The 17,638-nt window shown below is 52.5% G+C and carries 17 protein-coding genes; 9 read left to right on the top strand and 8 right to left on the bottom strand.

The genetic code is table 11. The annotated features are described in order from the left end of the window. Nucleotides 1–93: 93 nt before the first annotated feature. The 4 genes from aprA to J9253_RS18110 form a co-directional block, all read right to left on the bottom strand. Nucleotides 94–2,121: an adenylyl-sulfate reductase subunit alpha gene (aprA, locus tag J9253_RS18125; RefSeq protein WP_210222262.1), complete on the bottom strand. Its 2,028-nt coding sequence runs from the start codon at nt 2,119–2,121 to the stop codon at nt 94–96. Nucleotides 2,122–2,177: 56 nt separating this feature from the next. Continuing rightward, nucleotides 2,178–2,648 carry an adenylyl-sulfate reductase subunit beta gene (gene aprB, locus J9253_RS18120; protein WP_028489677.1) on the bottom strand — a complete coding sequence of 157 codons (471 nt, stop codon included), beginning with the start codon at nt 2,646–2,648 and terminating at the stop codon, nt 2,178–2,180. A gap of 114 nt (nt 2,649–2,762) precedes the next feature. Further along, nucleotides 2,763–3,956, bottom strand: coding sequence for a sulfate adenylyltransferase (gene sat / locus J9253_RS18115; RefSeq protein ID WP_210222261.1), 1,194 nt, complete (start codon nt 3,954–3,956; stop codon nt 2,763–2,765). A 307-nt stretch (nt 3,957–4,263) separates the two neighbouring features. Beyond that, on the bottom strand, nt 4,264–5,223 hold the full coding sequence (locus J9253_RS18110) for an MBL fold metallo-hydrolase (RefSeq protein WP_210222260.1): 960 nt from the start codon (nt 5,221–5,223) through the stop codon (nt 4,264–4,266). Nucleotides 5,224–5,356: 133 nt separating this feature from the next. Between J9253_RS18110 and J9253_RS18105 the strand changes: the two genes are divergently transcribed. The 3 genes from J9253_RS18105 (at nt 5,357) to J9253_RS18095 (ending at nt 7,949) form a co-directional block, all read left to right on the top strand. Beyond that, nucleotides 5,357–5,938: a thioredoxin family protein gene (locus tag J9253_RS18105; RefSeq protein WP_210222259.1), complete on the top strand. Its 582-nt coding sequence runs from the start codon at nt 5,357–5,359 to the stop codon at nt 5,936–5,938. A 5-nt stretch (nt 5,939–5,943) separates the two neighbouring features. Continuing rightward, a complete protein-coding gene (trhP, locus tag J9253_RS18100; RefSeq protein WP_210222258.1) occupies nt 5,944–7,299 on the top strand; it encodes a prephenate-dependent tRNA uridine(34) hydroxylase TrhP in 1,356 nt (451 codons plus the stop codon). Between the two features lie 104 nt (nt 7,300–7,403). After that, on the top strand, nt 7,404–7,949 hold the full coding sequence (locus J9253_RS18095; protein ID WP_210222257.1) for a DUF4124 domain-containing protein: 546 nt from the start codon (nt 7,404–7,406) through the stop codon (nt 7,947–7,949). Nucleotides 7,950–7,960: 11 nt separating this feature from the next. Here the strand turns inward: J9253_RS18095 and J9253_RS18090 are convergent, their stop codons facing one another. Continuing rightward, the gene (locus J9253_RS18090; RefSeq protein WP_210222256.1) at nt 7,961–8,641 is read right to left on the bottom strand and encodes a YggS family pyridoxal phosphate-dependent enzyme; all 681 of its coding nucleotides are present in this window, start codon (nt 8,639–8,641) and stop codon (nt 7,961–7,963) included. A gap of 61 nt (nt 8,642–8,702) precedes the next feature. Between J9253_RS18090 and J9253_RS18085 the strand changes: the two genes are divergently transcribed. Genes J9253_RS18085 through J9253_RS18075 form a run of 3 tightly spaced genes read left to right on the top strand, consistent with a single transcriptional unit; the run spans nt 8,703 to nt 12,050 of the window. Continuing rightward, complete coding sequence (locus J9253_RS18085) at nt 8,703–9,737, top strand: type IV pilus twitching motility protein PilT (RefSeq protein ID WP_210222255.1); 1,035 nt, start codon at nt 8,703–8,705, stop codon at nt 9,735–9,737. Nucleotides 9,738–9,750: 13 nt separating this feature from the next. Then, the gene (locus J9253_RS18080) at nt 9,751–10,905 is read left to right on the top strand and encodes a PilT/PilU family type 4a pilus ATPase (protein WP_210222254.1); all 1,155 of its coding nucleotides are present in this window, start codon (nt 9,751–9,753) and stop codon (nt 10,903–10,905) included. Continuing rightward, complete coding sequence (locus J9253_RS18075; protein WP_210222253.1) at nt 10,905–12,050, top strand: PilT/PilU family type 4a pilus ATPase; 1,146 nt, start codon at nt 10,905–10,907, stop codon at nt 12,048–12,050. Before J9253_RS18080 ends, J9253_RS18075 begins: the two co-directional genes overlap by 1 nt. Here J9253_RS18075 and bioD read toward each other — a convergent pair. Further along, nucleotides 12,033–12,707: a dethiobiotin synthase gene (gene bioD, locus J9253_RS18070; RefSeq protein ID WP_210222252.1), complete on the bottom strand. Its 675-nt coding sequence runs from the start codon at nt 12,705–12,707 to the stop codon at nt 12,033–12,035. The two genes, J9253_RS18075 and bioD, sit on opposite strands and share 18 nt — an antisense overlap. 149 nt (nt 12,708–12,856) lie before the next feature. On the opposite strand from bioD, the gene J9253_RS21390 reads away from it, so the two are divergent. From J9253_RS21390 to J9253_RS18060, 3 genes are all read left to right on the top strand, one after another. Further along, nucleotides 12,857–13,294 (top strand): hypothetical protein, encoded by a 438-nt coding sequence (locus J9253_RS21390; RefSeq protein ID WP_407701777.1) that lies wholly within the window; start codon nt 12,857–12,859, stop codon nt 13,292–13,294. 10 nt (nt 13,295–13,304) lie between these two features. Further along, a complete protein-coding gene (locus J9253_RS21385) occupies nt 13,305–13,805 on the top strand; it encodes an RNA-guided endonuclease InsQ/TnpB family protein (protein ID WP_407701776.1) in 501 nt (166 codons plus the stop codon). 316 nt (nt 13,806–14,121) lie between these two features. Further along, nucleotides 14,122–14,616 carry an Lcl C-terminal domain-containing protein gene (locus J9253_RS18060; RefSeq protein WP_210222251.1) on the top strand — a complete coding sequence of 165 codons (495 nt, stop codon included), beginning with the start codon at nt 14,122–14,124 and terminating at the stop codon, nt 14,614–14,616. On the opposite strand, the gene J9253_RS18055 is transcribed toward J9253_RS18060, so the two are convergent. Together J9253_RS18055 and J9253_RS18050 are read right to left on the bottom strand one after the other, a co-directional pair. Next, entirely contained in the window at nt 14,608–16,098 is a 1,491-nt protein-coding gene (locus tag J9253_RS18055; protein ID WP_210222250.1) for a complex I subunit 4 family protein, read from the bottom strand. The two genes, J9253_RS18060 and J9253_RS18055, sit on opposite strands and share 9 nt — an antisense overlap. Beyond that, nucleotides 16,098–17,633 carry a complex I subunit 4 family protein gene (locus tag J9253_RS18050; RefSeq protein WP_210222249.1) on the bottom strand — a complete coding sequence of 512 codons (1,536 nt, stop codon included), beginning with the start codon at nt 17,631–17,633 and terminating at the stop codon, nt 16,098–16,100. The genes J9253_RS18055 and J9253_RS18050 overlap by 1 nt, the downstream gene beginning before the upstream one ends. Between the last annotated feature and the right edge of the window lie 5 nt (nt 17,634–17,638).

Genomic DNA, 17,638 nt, shown 5'->3' with positions numbered 1-17,638 from the left:
ACTACCGTAGATGTAAATCAGGGCATCATGAGATGCCCTGATTTGGCCTAAACCCGATAGTAAGGTTTAGAGCTGTTTCCAAGCAACCCTTTATTAATGGGCAGCAGGTTTGAACAGCTTGGACTTGTCAACCAAGTCTTTGTGGGCGCGTTTGAACACGTTCCAAGTCTTGGTGTTTTTGTCGTAAACAGAGTTTACGAAGCAATGCCAGTTTTCTTCGTCTACCAGGTTGTAGTCCATACGGTAGTAGAAACCAGGGTAACGGCTTTCTTGACGGAACTGGATATGCTTCATGTGCGCTTCAGCCGTCAGGATACGGTGATAGTTTTCCCATGCGCGGAGCAGTTCGTGCAGATCTTTTGCACGCATTTTCTGCGCATCTTCTTTCAGCATACCCAACTTTTCTTCCGCTACCGCCAGCATGTGACCGTTGGTAGTGTAGTAAGTGGCAACACCTGCTACATATTCATCCATGATTTTTTGCAGACGGAACTGCAACATCCGTGGCGTGATGTAGTGTGGGTTTACGTCGATCGCCGTGGTGTAATCCTTGTGCTCAAGGAAAGTACGCACTGGCTGATAGATTTCGTTAACCAGATCTTCTACAGAAGTGTCCAGTGTAGGAACCCAGTCTTTGTTGTCCATAACGAACTTAACCATAGACTGTGCACACATACGACCTTCAGTGTGTGAACCAGAAGAGAACTTGTGACCAGAAGCGCCAACGCCGTCACCCGCTGTGAACAAACCACGTACTGTGGTCATGGAGCGGTAGCCCCAGTTCCAGCCTTGTGGCAGGTGAGCAGGAATTTTGTCTGCTTCAGGATGCTCTTCAGTAGTCGGAGCGCCAACGTCTTCAGGACCAGAAGCCCAGATACCGCAGCAGCCTGAGTGTGAACCCAGCAGGTACGGTTCAGTAGGCATCAACTCAGAGTTTTTCTTCTCTGGTTCAATGTTTTCACCCACCCAGATACCGCACTGACCGATACACATGTCAAGGAAGTCTTCCCAAGCTTCTGCTTCCAGATGCTTCACTTCACGAGGAGACAGTGTTTCACGCAGTTTAGCCAAAGCGGTAACGGTATCCATATAGATGGGGCCGCGACCTTCTTTCATTTCCTTCAGCATCAAGTGGTTACGCAAGCAAGATGCTGGAACCGCTGCCTGACCATACGGAGGATAGTCGTTCAACAATTCTTTGTTCTTGGTCATGTAGACTTCGCCGTAGGCGTTAGTCGCTTGCGCTTTGAACAGCAGGAACCATGCGCCAACCGGACCGTAGCCGTCTTTAAAACGGGCTGGAACGAAACGGTTTTCCATCATGGTCAGTTCTGCACCGGCTTCAGCAGCCATGGTGTAGGTGGAACCTGCGTTCCATACTGGGTACCATGCACGGCCTTGGCCTTCACCAACGGAACGTGGACGGAAGATGTTTACGCAACCACCGGCTACCAGCAGGCAAGCCTTGAATTTGTAAACGTATACTTTGTCTTCACGGGTAGAGAAGCCAACAGCACCCGCCACGCGGTTTTTGTCGTTAGCATCATTGACCAGCTTAACGATAAAAACACGTTCCTGAATGTTGTCAGAACCCAATGCTTTTTTCGCAGCTTCAGCAACGATCCACTTGTAGGATTCGCCGTTGATCATGATCTGCCATTTACCGGAACGAACAGGGTCGCCACCGTCTTTCAACAGCTTGCCGCCTTCTTTAGGCCAAGTAGCACCGTCAAAACGCTCGCCGTTGACTGTTTTCCAGATGGGGAGACCCCATTCTTCAAACAAATGCACGGAATCGTCAACGTTACGGCCTAAGTCGTAAGCCAAGTCGTCACGGGTGATGCCCATCAGGTCGTTGGAAACCATGCGAGCGTAGTCCGCTGGATCTTGGTTTGGACCGATGTAAGTGTTGATCGCAGACAGACCTTGTGCAACGGCACCAGAACGATCCATTGCTGCTTTGTCGATCAGCTTAACGGTGATGTCAACGCCTGCTTCTTTTGCAGCGCCGATCCAAGGCATGATTTCATACGCCGCGCCACACGCAGCCATACCGCCACCGATGATGAGGATGTCAACTTCTTCTTGGACAACCTCTGGATTACCAAATGTACCTGCCATTTGTGTTTCCTCAATACTTAAGAGTTAATAACGAAGCGTGTCTTGTGATTTACCAATTACTTGCAAATCAGTTCAGCCGGGTTGCCAGCGCGGTAGCCACCCATGACATCACGCGTCAACAGGGCTTTACCGAGGTTAGCCAGATCAGCTTTCGGCTTGCCGCCGTAGCAATCAATGGAACCTTCTGGGGTAGTACGGATCGGGAACTTGAAACGCTTCATGGTGCCGTTACGGAATTTGATAGACCACATGATGGAATCCTGACCGCGCAAAGGCTGTACAGAACCGCCGAGTGGTACAACGTCAGCATAGTGACGTGCTTCAATCGCGTTGGAAGGGCAGATTTTAACGCAGGAATAGCATTCCCAGCATTGATCCGGCTCTTGGTTATACGCTTTCATCGCGTGGCCTGTCGCAGAACCGTCAACGTCCAGCTTCATCAGGTTGTGGGGGCAGATGTACATGCAAGCGGTGCGGTCGCCGCCTTTGCAGCCATCACATTTGTCAGTACGTACAAACGTAGGCATTGTGTAACTCCTTGAAATTGATTGTATTGCTACATATGGTCACAGAACTCAACCAGTGAAGCCTGTTGCCCTTTCCTCAAAGCTCAGACTGCACCAGAGATACTTTAAACAGACTTAACTGTTCTCACTTTGATAATAATCGATCAGAATCTGGGCGACTTCAGGACGCGAAAACTCTTTGGGTGGTGCAATGCCCTGACCCAGCATTTCACGAACTTTGGTACCAGAAAGCAGTACAAAATCATCCTTCTGATGATCGGGTGCTTCACACATCATCACAACCTTATCCAGTTTTTTGGAGTAAGCGGTGTGGTCTGCGCGGAAGATTTCGATATCAAGGGCGTCTTTAGGCACTTCATTATCGAAAATTTCCTGAGCATCAAATGCACCGTAATGATCGCCAACACCGGCATGGTCACGACCAATAATGAAATGTGTTGCACCCATGTTTTGGCGGAATACGGCATGTAATACCGCTTCTTTTGGCCCCGCATACAACATGTCGAAACCGTAACCGGTAACCATCGCACTGTTCGGCGGGAAATACAGCTCAACCATCTTGCGGATGGCGGCATCACGTACCGGGGCGGGAATATCGCCCTTCTTCAGCTTGCCCAGCAGCATGTGGATGACCAAGCCATCACAGCCGAGACGATCCATCGCCATGTGGCACAGTTCCTCGTGTGCCAGATGCATCGGGTTACGGGTCTGGAAGGCAACAACCTTTTTCCAGCCGCGCTCGGTAATTTCGTTGCGGATTTCAACAGCAGTACGGAAAGTATCCGGGAATTCGCTTTGGAAGTAAGAGAAGTTGAGTACCTTGATCGCCCCTGACAGGCAGAACTTGCCTTGGGAGTTGAAGGTATCTGCACCGATATGCGCTTCACCTTCAGCAGGACGATAAATCTGCTGGGTCATGGTGGCCATTTCTGCATCGGTGAATTCGTCGACACCGCTGACATCCATCACGGCCAGTACCGGATGGCCTTCCACGTTGGGGTCTCTCAATGCAATACGATCACCGGCCTTGATGCTGCCAGCATCTTCCAGCAGGTTCAGCACGGGTGTTGGCCAGAACAGGCCAGAAGTGGTGTGCATAGTTGCAGCGACTGACAGCGCATCTGCCTTGTTCATATAGCCAGTCAGCGGGTTGAAGTAGCCACCGCCGAGCATCACAGCATTCGCTGCTGTCGCAGAGCTGACTACGATTGAAGTAAGACCTTCTGCTTCTTTCTGCAGCGCTTCGTTTTCAGCACTGTCATATACGAATAATGGATTCAGTTCATCAGAACCATGAGGCTTGATCATGCCAATCTCCCGTCAGTGTGTGGTACCCGCCAAATCTTGTGTAGATTTTCAAGTGACCAACACTAATTCTATTCATTATAGAAAAATTTCATTAGCCACTTGCTTGAAATTTTGAACCACGCACACTTTATACACTTTTAGGGCGCAAACCAATGAGTTTGTTTCTTCTGTATCATAAGGAAATTGTATCAATAGCGTCTGTAAATGCTTATATTTAAAGTATATTATTATATTGTTATATATCGCTATACTGATAAAGAATTAGTTGATTTTATTACTGGGTTATTCGTAATTATCTGAATATACTTCAGGTTTTGGCCTTTGCCCGACGTTGCAACCAGACATCCAGCCCTTGAGCATTCAGAGCCGCATCCACAGCCAGTAATTCGCGGCTATCCCTTTCGGGAAGGGCAACCCCATGAGCACCTATCTCTTCAAGCCAGGTACAAAAAATGCGCTCTTTGAGGGTATCAACGCGCCCTTCTGGTGCATTTTCCTCCGCCAGCGCCATTTGCGCCAAAGCATCAATGCTGGCACGCAATGTTGGCAGCAGCCCCCGCACATCCGTCACCCGCCCGTAATGCGTCAATAACATCGCCGCCGGGTTCAACGCTGCCAGCTTATCCAGACTGCGTTGCCAATCTTGCGGGGAAAAGGCCACAGGTGTGGTGGGTGCAAACATCCACGGCCCCTGATCCGTGATAAATTCGCGGTAAGCAATCCCGAAGGTATCGCCCGTAAAGCAATAACGGCTCTGCTCATCGAAAATGCAGCCATGATGATTGGCGTGCCCCGGTGTATCGATGAACATCAAGGTGCGACCATTCAGATCAATTGCCTGACCATCTTGCGCAATCACCACCCGCTCTTCAGGCACTGGAATCAGTTTGCCGTAATCCTTGGCAAAGCCTTCCTCACCGTAAACCGCCGTTGCCCCCGCCTGCAAACGTGACGGATCAATCATGTGTGGCGCACCCTTAGAATGCACAAGCATGGTGGCATTCGGGCAACGCGCCATCAGCTCACCCGCCCCACCCGCATGATCCAGATGCACATGAGTGGGGATGACGTAACGCACCTGCTCAGCCGTTAACCCCAGATCCGCCAACACTTCCATCAGCATGGGAATGGTGTGGTATGTGCCAGTGTCGACGAAAGCGGCCGCATCACCTTCACGCACCAGATAGCACGCCGCCATTTGCGGACGGTAGAGGTCAGTATCAATACAATACACACCATTGCCCAAGTCTTCGTAACGTGCCGCCATGTCCACTTCCTCCACCCATTTATATTGCAGTGCAGCAGTATAAACAGAAAATCAGGGAATTTGTCACTTGTCCCTGCAATTTGCGTATAATCATTAATCCTCACCACCACAGTCAGAATTAAAGGAGGCAGCCATGGCTCGCACCCCTTCCACCATGTTGGAACTCGGTACCGAAGCACCCGACTTTGCCCTGCTAGCACCAGCCAGCGGGAAAATCGTTACGCGTCAGGATTTTTCAGGCAAGCCCTTGTTAGTGGCCTTCATTTGTAACCATTGCCCCTATGTCATCCTGATCCGAGAAGTGTTCGCACAACTCGCCAAGGACTATCAGGAACGCGGCGTTGCCGTCGTCGCCATCAACGCCAATGACGTTGCCAATTACCCGGACGACAGCCCCGAAAAGATGGTCGAAGAAGTTAATAACCACGGCTACACCTTCCCCTACCTGTACGACGAATCGCAAGCCGTTGCCAAAGCCTATCAGGCAGCCTGTACCCCCGACTTATACCTGTTCGACGAACACCATAAACTGTTTTACCGTGGGCAATTCGATGAGGCTCGCCCCAGCAGCGATGTTCCGGTAACAGGTAATGACCTACGCCATGCACTCGATAGACTGCTGGATCATATGTACCCGCCTGCTGACCAAAAAGCGTCACTCGGCTGCAATATCAAATGGAAAGCCGGTCATGAACCGGATTATTACGGAACTTGAAACACATGAAACGCCCTGAATTGCTTGCCCCTGCTGGCACACTCAAATCCATGCGCCACGCCTTCGCCTACGGTGCGGATGCAGTGTATGCAGGCCAACCGCGCTACTCGCTGCGGGTGCGCAACAACGACTTCAAGAACGACATCCTTGAAGTGGGCATTGCGGAAGCGCACGCCCAAGGCAAGCAGTTTTTTGTTGCGGCGAATATTTCCCCGCACAACAGCAAAATTGGCACGTTCATGCACGACCTTGCCCCGGTGATTGCGATGCAGCCGGATGCGCTGATCATGGCCGACCCCGGCTTAATCATGATGGTGCGCGAGAAATGGCCAGAAATGCCGATTCACTTATCGGTACAAGCCAACACCGTCAACTACGCCACGGTGAAATTCTGGAAAGCGTTGGGCTTGACCCGCGTCATTTTGTCCCGCGAACTGTCGCTGGATGAAATCGCCGAAATCCGCCAGCAATGCCCGGATATGGAACTGGAAGTATTCGTCCACGGCGCCTTGTGTATCGCCTATTCCGGGCGCTGCCTGCTATCAGGTTACTTCAACCACCGCGACCCGAACCAAGGCACTTGCACCAACGCCTGCCGTTGGGAATACAAAACCACTGAGGCAGTAGAAGCCGCTGAAGGTAAATTCGTCCCCAAAGAAGCAGTATTGCCGATGGATTTGTTCAATCAGGCACAAAGCATGGGCAGTTGTGGCAATCAAGAACGCCACCCGCTGGCAGACAAGGTATACTTCCTCGAAGAAACCAACCGCCCCGGCGAGTTGATGCCAGTAATGGAAGACGAGCACGGCACTTACATCATGAATTCCAAGGATTTGCGTGCCATTGAACACGTGCAGCGCCTAACGGAAATCGGCGTGGACTGTCTCAAGATCGAAGGCCGCACCAAGTCACACTATTACGTTGCTCGCACCGCGCAGGCTTACAAGCAAGCCATTGATGACACACTGGCAGGCCGTGCATTCGACCCCAAATTGCTGGGCGTGCTGGAAAACCTTGCCAACCGGGGTTACACCGACGGCTTCTACGAACGCCACCACACCCACGACTACCAAAACTACATGCAAGGCGCGTCGATGGGGCATCAGCAACAATTCGTCGCCGAGGCCATGAATGTCGACCGTGAAAACGGCTGGATCGAGCTGGATGTAAAAAACCGCTTCAGCGTCGGCGACCGGCTGGAACTGGTATTACCCACTGGTAACCGCGAACTGGTGCTGGAACGCATGGAAAACCTCGAAGGCATTCCCGTCACCACCGCACCGGGCAGTGGCCACAAAATGCGCATTCCGCTCCCCGAAGGTGTGGATACCGACATGATTCTGGTTAGCCGTTTCCTGTAGGTATCAACAAGCAGCCAATCCGCGCCGTTTATCCCTACACTTACTGCCCCACTGATTAATTTCAGTAGAATCATTAGCGTATTAACCAACAATCGTGGAAATATATGCGCTTCGGTTTACTGTTTTTAGTCTTGGTGCTCGGTTTTTCCGTGCTTTCTGCGAATGCAGAAATTTACCGCTGGGTAGACGCCAGCGGTAACACGGTCTATGGCGATAACCCGCCAAAACAGAGTGCCGCCAAACCCGTGAACTTGCCGTTGCTGACAGTGGCGGATAGCCCTGCCCCCAGACAAAACACGCCCACCAGCACACCAACAACAAACCCAAAAGCAGCAGATGCGGACGCGGAAACCTATTCTGATTTCAAGATTACCGCCCCCACTGCGGATGAAACCATCCGCGCCAACGAAGGTAACGTGACCATCACTGTATCCCTGAAACCGCAACTCAAACCGGGCGATGGCATAACCCTGTATCTGGATGCAAAACAGGTAGCCGCCGGTAGCTCGCTATCCTTTGCCCTCACCGAAGTGGAACGCGGCGAACACAGCGTGTTCGCAGTCCTAAGTGATGCAAGCGGCAACATTATCCAGAACACTGAACCTGTCAAATTCAACGTCTTGCGTTATTCAGCCTTGCAAGGCCAATAGACCTACACGCGCTATTCACGCACCCCGAAAATCGCCGTACCAATGCGCACGATGCTTGCGCCTTCGGCAATCGCCGCCTCCATATCATCCGTCATCCCCATCGACAGGGTATCCAGCGCGAACCCTTGCGCAATCAGCGCTTCCTGACATTCCCGCACTTGCGCGAAGACGGCACGTTGCCGGGCAAAGTCATGTTCCGGGGCAGGAATCGCCATCAAACCACGCAAACGCACGCCCGGTAACGCCGCAACCTCAGCCGCCAGCGCAGGCAATTCCCCCACTTGCACCCCGGACTTGCTGGCTTCGCCACTGATATTCACTTGCAAGCAAATATTCAGGGCAGGCGCATCCACAGGCTTTTGCTCACTAAGGCGTTTTGCCACCTTGAAACTATCAACGGAATGCACCCAACGAGCGGTTGCTGCAATTAGCCGGGTTTTGTTGGACTGGATAGGGCCGATGAAATGCCATTCGATATTGGCATCGGCCAATTCAGCCGATTTTTCAACCATTTCCTGCACGTAATTCTCGCCAAACAAACCCTGCCCCGCAGCAAGCGCCTCACGGATATTCGTGGCTGGATGCTTTTTACTGACAGCCAGCAGGCTAACGCTGCCCTGCTCGCGACCGAAACGCTGTTCAGCGGCACGGATGCGTTCGCCGATTGTCTGGATATTGTCATGGATTGTCATGATTTGTGTTACTTTCCTCACCAATTAACGACCTAAACAACCAACACGAATAATAACAACAATGGATATTACCCAACTGCTGGCGTTCAGCGTCAAAAACAATGCTTCCGACTTACACTTGTCGGGGGGGATGCCACCGATGATCCGTGTCGATGGCGAAATGCGCAAGATCAACCTACCCGTGCTTGACCACAAACAGGTACACGCATTGGTTTACGACATCATGAACGATCACCAGCGCAAAAACTACGAAGAACACTGGGAATGCGATTTCTCGTTTGAAATCCCCGGCGTGGCACGTTTCCGGGTCAATGCCTTCAACCAGAATCGTGGTGCAGGTGCCGTCTTCCGTACCATCCCCAGCAAGGTACTGACGCTCGACCAACTCGGTGCTCCCGGTATTTTCCGCAAAATTTCCGAAAATCCACGCGGTTTGGTGTTAGTGACGGGACCCACAGGTTCAGGCAAATCCACCACGCTGGCAGCAATGGTCGATTACAAAAACGATACCGATTATGGGCACATCCTCACCATTGAAGACCCAATCGAATTTGTCCACGAAAGCAAAAAAAGTCTGGTCAACCAACGGGAAGTCCACCGCGACACCAAAGGCTTTGAAGCCGCCTTGCGTTCCGCCTTGCGTGAAGACCCGGACACCATTCTGGTTGGGGAAATGCGTGACCTCGAAACCATCCGCCTTGCCCTGACCGCTGCCGAAACCGGGCATTTGGTGTTCGGTACCTTGCACACCACTTCCGCCCCCAAAACCATCGACCGTATTGTCGACGTATTCCCGGCAGCGGAAAAGGAAATGGTGCGTTCGATGCTTTCCGAATCCCTGCAAGCGGTCATCTCCCAAACCCTGCTGAAGAAAAAAGGCGGCGGACGGGTAGCAGCACACGAAATCCTCATCGGCACACGTGCAGTACGTAACCTGATCCGCGAAAACAAAATTGCACAAATGCGCTCCGCAATGCAAACCGGGCAAAGTGATGGGATGCAAACCCTTGACCAGTCACTCAAAAATCTGGTGCTGAAAGGGCTAGTCGATCGGGAAACCGCCCGCCGCAAAGCCGACAACCCGGACTCCATTTAAGCAGAGGTAGATTATGGATCGCGATGCCGCCGTCAGCTATGTCCACAAATTGCTGGCCACCATGTTGGAAAAAAACGCTTCCGACTTGTATATCACGGCGGATGCCGCGCCTTCCGCCAAAATTGCCAGCGAAATGCTGCCACTGACCACACAGGCATTGAATGAGCAAAATGCCCGCATGTTGGTACGTGCCATCATGAATGACCGCCAGCTCAAACAGTTTGAGGAAGAGATGGAATGTAACTTTTCCATCAGCCTGCCCGGCAAGGCACGTTTCCGGGTGAATGCCTTCACCCAGCGTGGTTGTGCAGGCATGGTGCTGCGGCATATTCCCAGCCATATACCCGGCCTGAAAGACTTGGGGCTACCGCCGGTATTACGCGACATCGCCATGACCAAACGCGGGCTGGTGATCATGGTTGGTGCGACCGGCTCGGGTAAATCCACCACGCTGGCGTCGATGGTCGACTTCCGCAATACCCATTCCAAGGGTCATATCATTACCATTGAAGACCCGATTGAATTTGTCCACCAGCACAAAGGCTGCCTGATTACCCAACGGGAAATCGGGGTCGATACTGCCAATTACGAAATAGCCATGAAGAACACCCTGCGGCAAGCACCCGACGTCATCCTGCTCGGGGAAATCCGTGACCGCGAGTCGATGGATTACGCGATTGCCTATGCTGAAACCGGGCATCTGTGCCTGACGACCTTACACGCCAATAGTTCCAACCAAGCCATTGACCGCATCATCAACTTTTTCCCGGAAGAACGCCGCAACCAGTTATTGATGGATTTATCCCTCAACCTGAAAGCCGTGGTATCACAACGGCTGGTGCGCAAAGCCAAGGGCGAAGGGCGTTTAGCTGCCGTGGAAGTGGTGATCAATACCCCGCTGATGGCTGATCTAATCCTCAAAGGCGACGTACCGGGGATGAAAGTACTCACCTCCAAATCCCGCGAACACGGGATGCGTACTTTCGACCAAGCCCTGTTTGACCTGATCGAAGCCCGCCAGATTACCGTGAAAGAAGCCTTGCGCCATGCTGATTCCCAAAATGACCTACGCCTGCGCCTCAAACTGGAAAGCCGCTTTGCCCAAGACAACGACTTTTTCAAGGGTCTGGACGACCTCACCATTGAACCCATGGAGAACGCCAACTAATGACCATCATGACCGAAGCCGACCTGCGCATTACCCCACTGCTGAACATGATGGTGAAACAGGGCGCATCCGACCTGTATTTGACCACGGGTGCACACGCCACCATCAAGGTACGCGGACAATTACGACGCATCAGCCGCGAACCGATGAAACCGGGCAATATTCGTCAGTTAGCTGAAGAAATCCTCACGGCCACCGAAATCGAAGCCTTTTTCACCGACCGCGAACTAAACAAAGGGTTTTCGCTGAAAGGCATCGGGCGCTTCCGCATGAACTTCTATTTTCAGCGCGGCGAAGTGTCGATGGTCATCCGCCACATCCGTTCCGACATCCGCAAACCCGAAGAACTCAAACTGCCTGAAGTGCTGAAAAAACTGGTGATGCAAAAGGAAGGTATGTTGCTGTTTGTAGGTTCTACCGGCTCTGGCAAATCCACCTCAATGGCCTCGCTGATCCAGTACCGCAATGAAAACCACTATGGGCATATCTTGACCATCGAAGACCCGATTGAGTACACCTTCCGCCACAGCAAGTCGATTATCGGGCAGCGTGAAGTCGGATTTGATACCCTCAGTTACGCCAATGCGATGCGCGAAGCGATGCGCGAAGCCCCCAACATGATCATGGTAGGGGAAGTACGTGACACTGAAACGATGGATGCGGTATTAGGGTTTGCCGATACCGGGCATCTGGTATTGTCAACGCTGCACGCCACCAACGTGATCCAGGCGCTGGAACGGATGCTGTACCTGTTCCCCAGCGAAAATAAAAACCGGGTATTGATGGATTTGTCATTGAACCTGCGCGGCATTGTAGCGCAACGGCTGATTCCTGATGACAATGACGGCTTGCATCTGGCAGCAGAAGTGCTGATCAACACGCCGTATGTGGCGGAATTGATCCGCACCGGGCAATTCGGCGAACTGAAAACCATCATCGCCAAAGGCTCCGTGGACGGAATGCAAACCTTTGACCAAGCGCTTTATCAGCTTTACAGTGACAAGCATATCAGCAAGCATATTGCACTGGAGTACGCCGGTTCACGCAATAACCTCGAATGGCAAATCAATTTTGGCGCAAAAGAGGGCAAAGACGGGCAAACAGGTGACGCTGATTTTAACCACGGCTTACCCGAAATGGCTTGAGTCAAACGGAAAACGCACGACTGGCTCTTGCAGGTATTTCTGTAAGTCACTGAGGTTATCCATCCCCTCCAGCGGTGGTGTACGAACATTGAGAATCACCCCGGCAAGCCTAAGCTGGCGTTGCCTGATGGCCTCAGCCGTCAGCAGCACTTGGTTAATGCACCCCAGCTTGTCTTCCGCCACCAACACCACCGGCAAACCCAGAATTTGTGCAAGGTCAGCATTTAGCCCGTCGTGCGCGATCGGGGAATAGAAACCGCCTGCGCCTTCTACGTGCAAAAACTGCCCTTTCTCCCAACGCACGGGGCAAGTTGCCGCAAGCTCACGTATCCGCAAGGTTTGCCCTTCCTGATCAGCGGCACGGGGTGGCGCGAGTGCCGCCCTAAAATGGTAGGGGCAAACACGACTGTCCAGCGTCACCCCGGCAGCCTGTGCCAACTGAGCGGCATCAGTTGCGCCACTATCTTCCAGCCAACCTGATTCCACTGGCTTGCGCGGAATGACAGTACGCCCCAATACCCGCAAAGTGTGAATCAATAGCACGCCCACGTGGGTTTTACCCACCCCCGTATCTGTACCCGTGACGAAGATACCGGACGCATCCAGCACTCCCGACGTTTCCAGCCACTGAGCCAGTGACGGAACAATCATACCCATTATGTTACCTTCTGTTACGTTTGCTAACGTTATCAGTAATCGCGTAAAACCTCGTCCTTCAGGGCGGGGATATAAGCGTTTTCGGCTTTCTCTGATGAAACGTCGTCCACCCAGTGGTTTTTTGCCGTCATGCCGCTACACTCTATCGCATGAACCCTATCGCCACCACCTTGAAAACGCTCCAAGTCCGCATCCGCGATAAACACGCGCCGGTGTTGCGCCAGTGGGCGTTTGAGTGCAATCAGGTGTGGAATTTCGCCAATGCTTACACGGCAGAATACAGCAACATTCCCATTCCCGGGGTAGGTTGGGTGCGCAGTAACATCACCGCCTTCGACTTAGCCAAACAGCAGGCAGCGTACAAAAAAGAGCGCGGCTTCACCCTGCATTCGCAAACCGTGCAAGAAGTCACTGAGGCACACGCGAAAGCCCGCAAACAGTTCAAAAAAGACAAATTGCGCTGGCGGATTTCCGGTGGCTCCCAACGTTCGTTGGGCTGGATTCCCTTCAAGTCGGGTGCGGCGGTTTGGAAAGACGGACAAGTTCGCTATAACAAGCATTTTTTCAAGGTATGGGACAGTCTGTAGTGATGGCACGGTGTTGGAACGCCAGCAGCGTTACCGAAATCTTGAAGTGAAGCTCGGCAAAGCCCAACGTGCCAAACAAAAACGGCGCGTGAAAGCGATTCATGCCAAAATCAAACACCAACGCAAGGACGATACCCACAAATTCACCACCGCACTGGTGCAACAGCACGGTGCTATATTCGTCGGCAACGTCAGCAGTGCTGGCCTAGCAAAAACCACGATGGCTAAAAGCGTCTTGGATGCAGGCTGGTTCATGCTCAAAACCCAACTGAAATACAAAGCGATAGCGCGGTCAGTGGTGTTTGCAGAAGTCAACGAAGCGTACAGTACCCAGACGTGTTCGTGTTGCGGCAGTCTTTCCGTCAACAGTCCGAAAGGTAGAGCAGGGCTTGGAATAAGGGAATGGATGTGTGCCGATTGTGGCACGCTGCACGACAGAGATGTCAATGCAGCCCGCAACATTCTCGCGGCTGGGCATAGCCGTCTCGCAGGAGGAATCCTCGCCCTTTAGGGCGGGGAGGATGTCAATGCGCCTATTACAGTAGATGTGCATCATGAAGATCAACTAACTTTCATCGAAGCACTTTTAACGCTGAGTTGATAATCAGGGTTAAGGGATAATACTAGGTTGTATTCAGGCATCACTCATAAATGATACTTACGCAGCGAAACAATTAGTGATAGATTTAATTTATCAATTTGAACCAATTTGATTAAATATACGACTCAAAGATTGATTAATAAACACTTCTGACGTATATCAATAGATTTCACAAATAGCTTGCTTGGTAAATAACAATATGATAAAGACAAGGTTCACTCTTATTTTGAGCGGCTGCCTGCTGCTCACCAATGCTTCTCTCGTCATGGCACGGCAGAGTTGTAACACTAATATCCCACCCTCAACACCTAGCCAACGTTTCAGTAACCACAGTGATGGCACGATTACGGATACCCATACTGGCCTGATGTGGAAAATCTGCCTGGAAGGGCAAAGAGGCGCTGATTGCTCAAGCGGTCACGCCGAACGGATGCAGTGGCAACAAGCCGTCAACACTACCCAGCTCGCCAATCAAAGAGGCTTCGCCAACCACTCTGACTGGCACTTACCCTCTCTTGCAGAGCTGAAGAGTATTGTTGAGCAGCATTGCAATTCGCCCGCCATTAATCTTGAGATATTCCCTCACATGCTTACTGCAAGTGTGTGGTCAGGCAACCAGTCTGACCCCAATGCATGGAGCCTGGATTTTACCAAGGGTAAAACCTTCAACAACCTCAAAGGCGCTGGCAATTATGTCCGTCTGGTGCGCGACTCACGGTGATCCCGTCGGCAGCATCAGACTCACCCAATACTGGCTGCTGGTTTCGGTGATATTCAACATCCCCTGTGGGTAGAAACCGAATACCAGCACCAGTATACCCATCAGCAACAGGACACCGAGTTCCCGCTGCTTCAAGTCAGGTGCGTCACGGATAATGTCGTGACGCGCTTCACCCCAAAAGGCCTTGCGGTAAAAATTGAGGAAATACGCAGCCCCCAGAATCACCACAAACAACACCACCAAGCCCGCCCCCGTATGCGTTTCCAGCACACTCATGATTAGCAAAAATTCCGCCGGAAAGCCACTGGTACCCGGTATCCCGATACTCGCCAACCCCAAGAAGAAGAACAGCGACGCCAACACCGGCATCGACTTCGCCACTCCTCCCAGACTCAATAATTCCGTTGACCCGGTACGTTGATGCAAAAAGCCGGTCAGCAAGAACAGCCCACCCGCAATCAAGGTAAAATTCAACAACTGGAACACGGCTCCCTGAATCCCCTGTGGACTAAACGCCGCTATTCCCAGCACCACCAGCCCCACATGACTCAAGGATGAAAACGCCAGCATCCGCCGCAAACTGGTTTGACTCAACGCCGCCACCGCTCCATACAGCACCCCGATCATCCCCAGCCCCACCAGAACCCAGCGGAACTCCAACGCCGCCTCTGGCACTAATGGCAAGCCAAAGCGTAACAAACCATACGCCCCCACTTTCAACCCCGTCAGCAGAGCCACCGTGGTCGCAGGGCCTTCCTGCGCCACCACCGGCAACCACGTATGCAGCGGAAACAACGGTATTTTCACCCCGAACCCCACCAGTAGCAGGAAAAACACCGCCACCTGAATCTCTTTACTACGGCTTCCCTGCAACAACTCGGTATAGGAAAAGCTCATGCCCGTGGAATTATGGAGCGCCAGCAACACGAAACCCAACAGAATCGGCAAGCCCCCCGCCAGCATAAACAAGCTGTACTTCACCCCCGCATAACGCCGGTTCGCCCCACTACCCCACAAGCTGATCAGGAAAAACAGCGGCAGCAAGGTCATTTCCCAAAACAGGAAAAACAGGATGGTATCCAGCGAGGTAAAAATCCCCATCATGGTACATTCCAGCACCAGCAACAGCGCGAAATACAAACGCGGCAGGGTACGAATCGCATTCCACGACGCCAGAATCACCCCGACAAACAGCAAGGCCGTAAACGGCAAAAACAGTACCGACAGCCCATCCACCCCCATGAAATAAGCAATCCCCAGACTCGGCATCCACGCGGTTTTTTCCACAAACTGGAAGCCCGTCTGCTGCGGGTCAAACCCCGCCAAAATCACCAGCGTAACCCCCAAGGCCAGCAACGCCGTAGTCAACGCCGCCAAACGTGCCTCTTTACCCGGCATCATCGCCGTCAGCAACGCCCCCAGTGGCAACATCAGCACCAGCAAACTCAACCACGGAAAAGCCGTTCCCGTTAGATTCACCATCAATGTCCCACTCCCTGTACAGTGCCGACGTATTCGCTAAACACCCCAGCCAAACCACTGATCGGTTGCTCAATTAACGCAATCCACGGCGCAGAGTAGAAACCCACCGCCACCGTCACCAACATCACAATGCCCGCCATCAACTGCTCAGCCGGATAAGCCGGGTTAGTATCCCAACGTCGGGTATCCACCCCCGGCGTTGCCAAAAATGCCTGTTGGAAAGCCCGTAACAAAAAGCCAGCCGCCACCAGATTGCCCAGCGCTGCCGCCACCGTCACCACTGCCCCGAAACTTTTGATCGAACCTTCCAGCACAAAATGCACCGCATCAAACCCCGGTGTCCCCGGCATCCCCACAATCGCCAGACCCGCCACCAAAAACGCCAAACCCACGATAGGAATATAATCCAGCAAGCCACCCAGCTTACTCAGCCGCGTCGTGCGGGTACGCTGCCACACCATCCCCGTCATCAGCAGCAAGCCGGTAATCGCCAAGCCAAAATTCAGCGCCAACAACACCGCGCCTTGCAACGCCATCCGGTGCAAGCTGAATAATCCAATCGTCAAAATCCCGGTATGGCTGATCACCGCAAACGCCAGCAATTCCCGCAGCGTCTGTTGACGCATCGCCAAAAACGCCGCGTAAAACACCCCAGTAGCCGCAAAGGCCGTCGCCACCACATGCCATTCCCACACCGCATTCGGCAAAATCGGGAACACAAAGCGCAACAAACCGTACACCCCGACTTTCAAGCCCAGCAAATAAATCGGTGCCACCGCCACATTGCCGTGCAACATAAAGCCCGGCAACCAGCCGTGGAACGGGAACAGCGGAATCCGTATGGCCAGCGCATAAAACAGTGCGAAAAACACCAGCGTCCCCACCATGTCATGCTTGCCGAAACCGAGTTTCGCCAACTCATACAAACTGAAGCTCCAGCGCCCCCCCGTGGCATCTGCGTAATTCCAACCCAGCACCAGCGTCCCGAACACCATCAGCAACAAACTCACCGTCATGAATTGCAGGTAACGCGCCAGCGCAGGCTGCACATCATTCGATGTCGGCCAACGTTTAATCAAATACCCCACCAGCAGCATTTCGAGGCAAGACATGCTGGTAAACCACAGCAAATCCACCGTCACAAACTGGCTGGTCACCACGGCCTGAAGCATCATCATCACCGCCAGCATCAAACTCTCATGCAAGCGCATCACCAGAATGAAGGCCACACTCAGCAAGCTGATCAGGCTGGTCAGCAACACAAACATCACACTGATGCCATCCACCGCCGCGTGGTAGTGAAAAGCCCCCAGAATCTGCACACTTTCGGCAAACTGCATCACCCCCGCAGGTTGGTGAACATCAAATTTCGCATACAGATTGATCGCCAGAAACACCTGTGCCAACGACATGATGCCCCCCAACGCGACGGCGGCATTGCCCCGCACCCACACCAACACCAAGCCAGTCAGAAAGGGCAACAATTGCAAGATTGTCAGCAAGGGCGTATTAGCCGCTATCTCGGAAAAGTTCATTGCAC

Origin of the sequence: Thiothrix litoralis, from assembly GCF_017901135.1 — a bacterium.
GTDB lineage: Bacteria > Pseudomonadota > Gammaproteobacteria > Thiotrichales > Thiotrichaceae > Thiothrix > Thiothrix litoralis.
The sequence above is the reverse complement of the archived record's forward strand: the minus strand, read 5'-3'. Positions and strand labels throughout refer to the sequence as shown.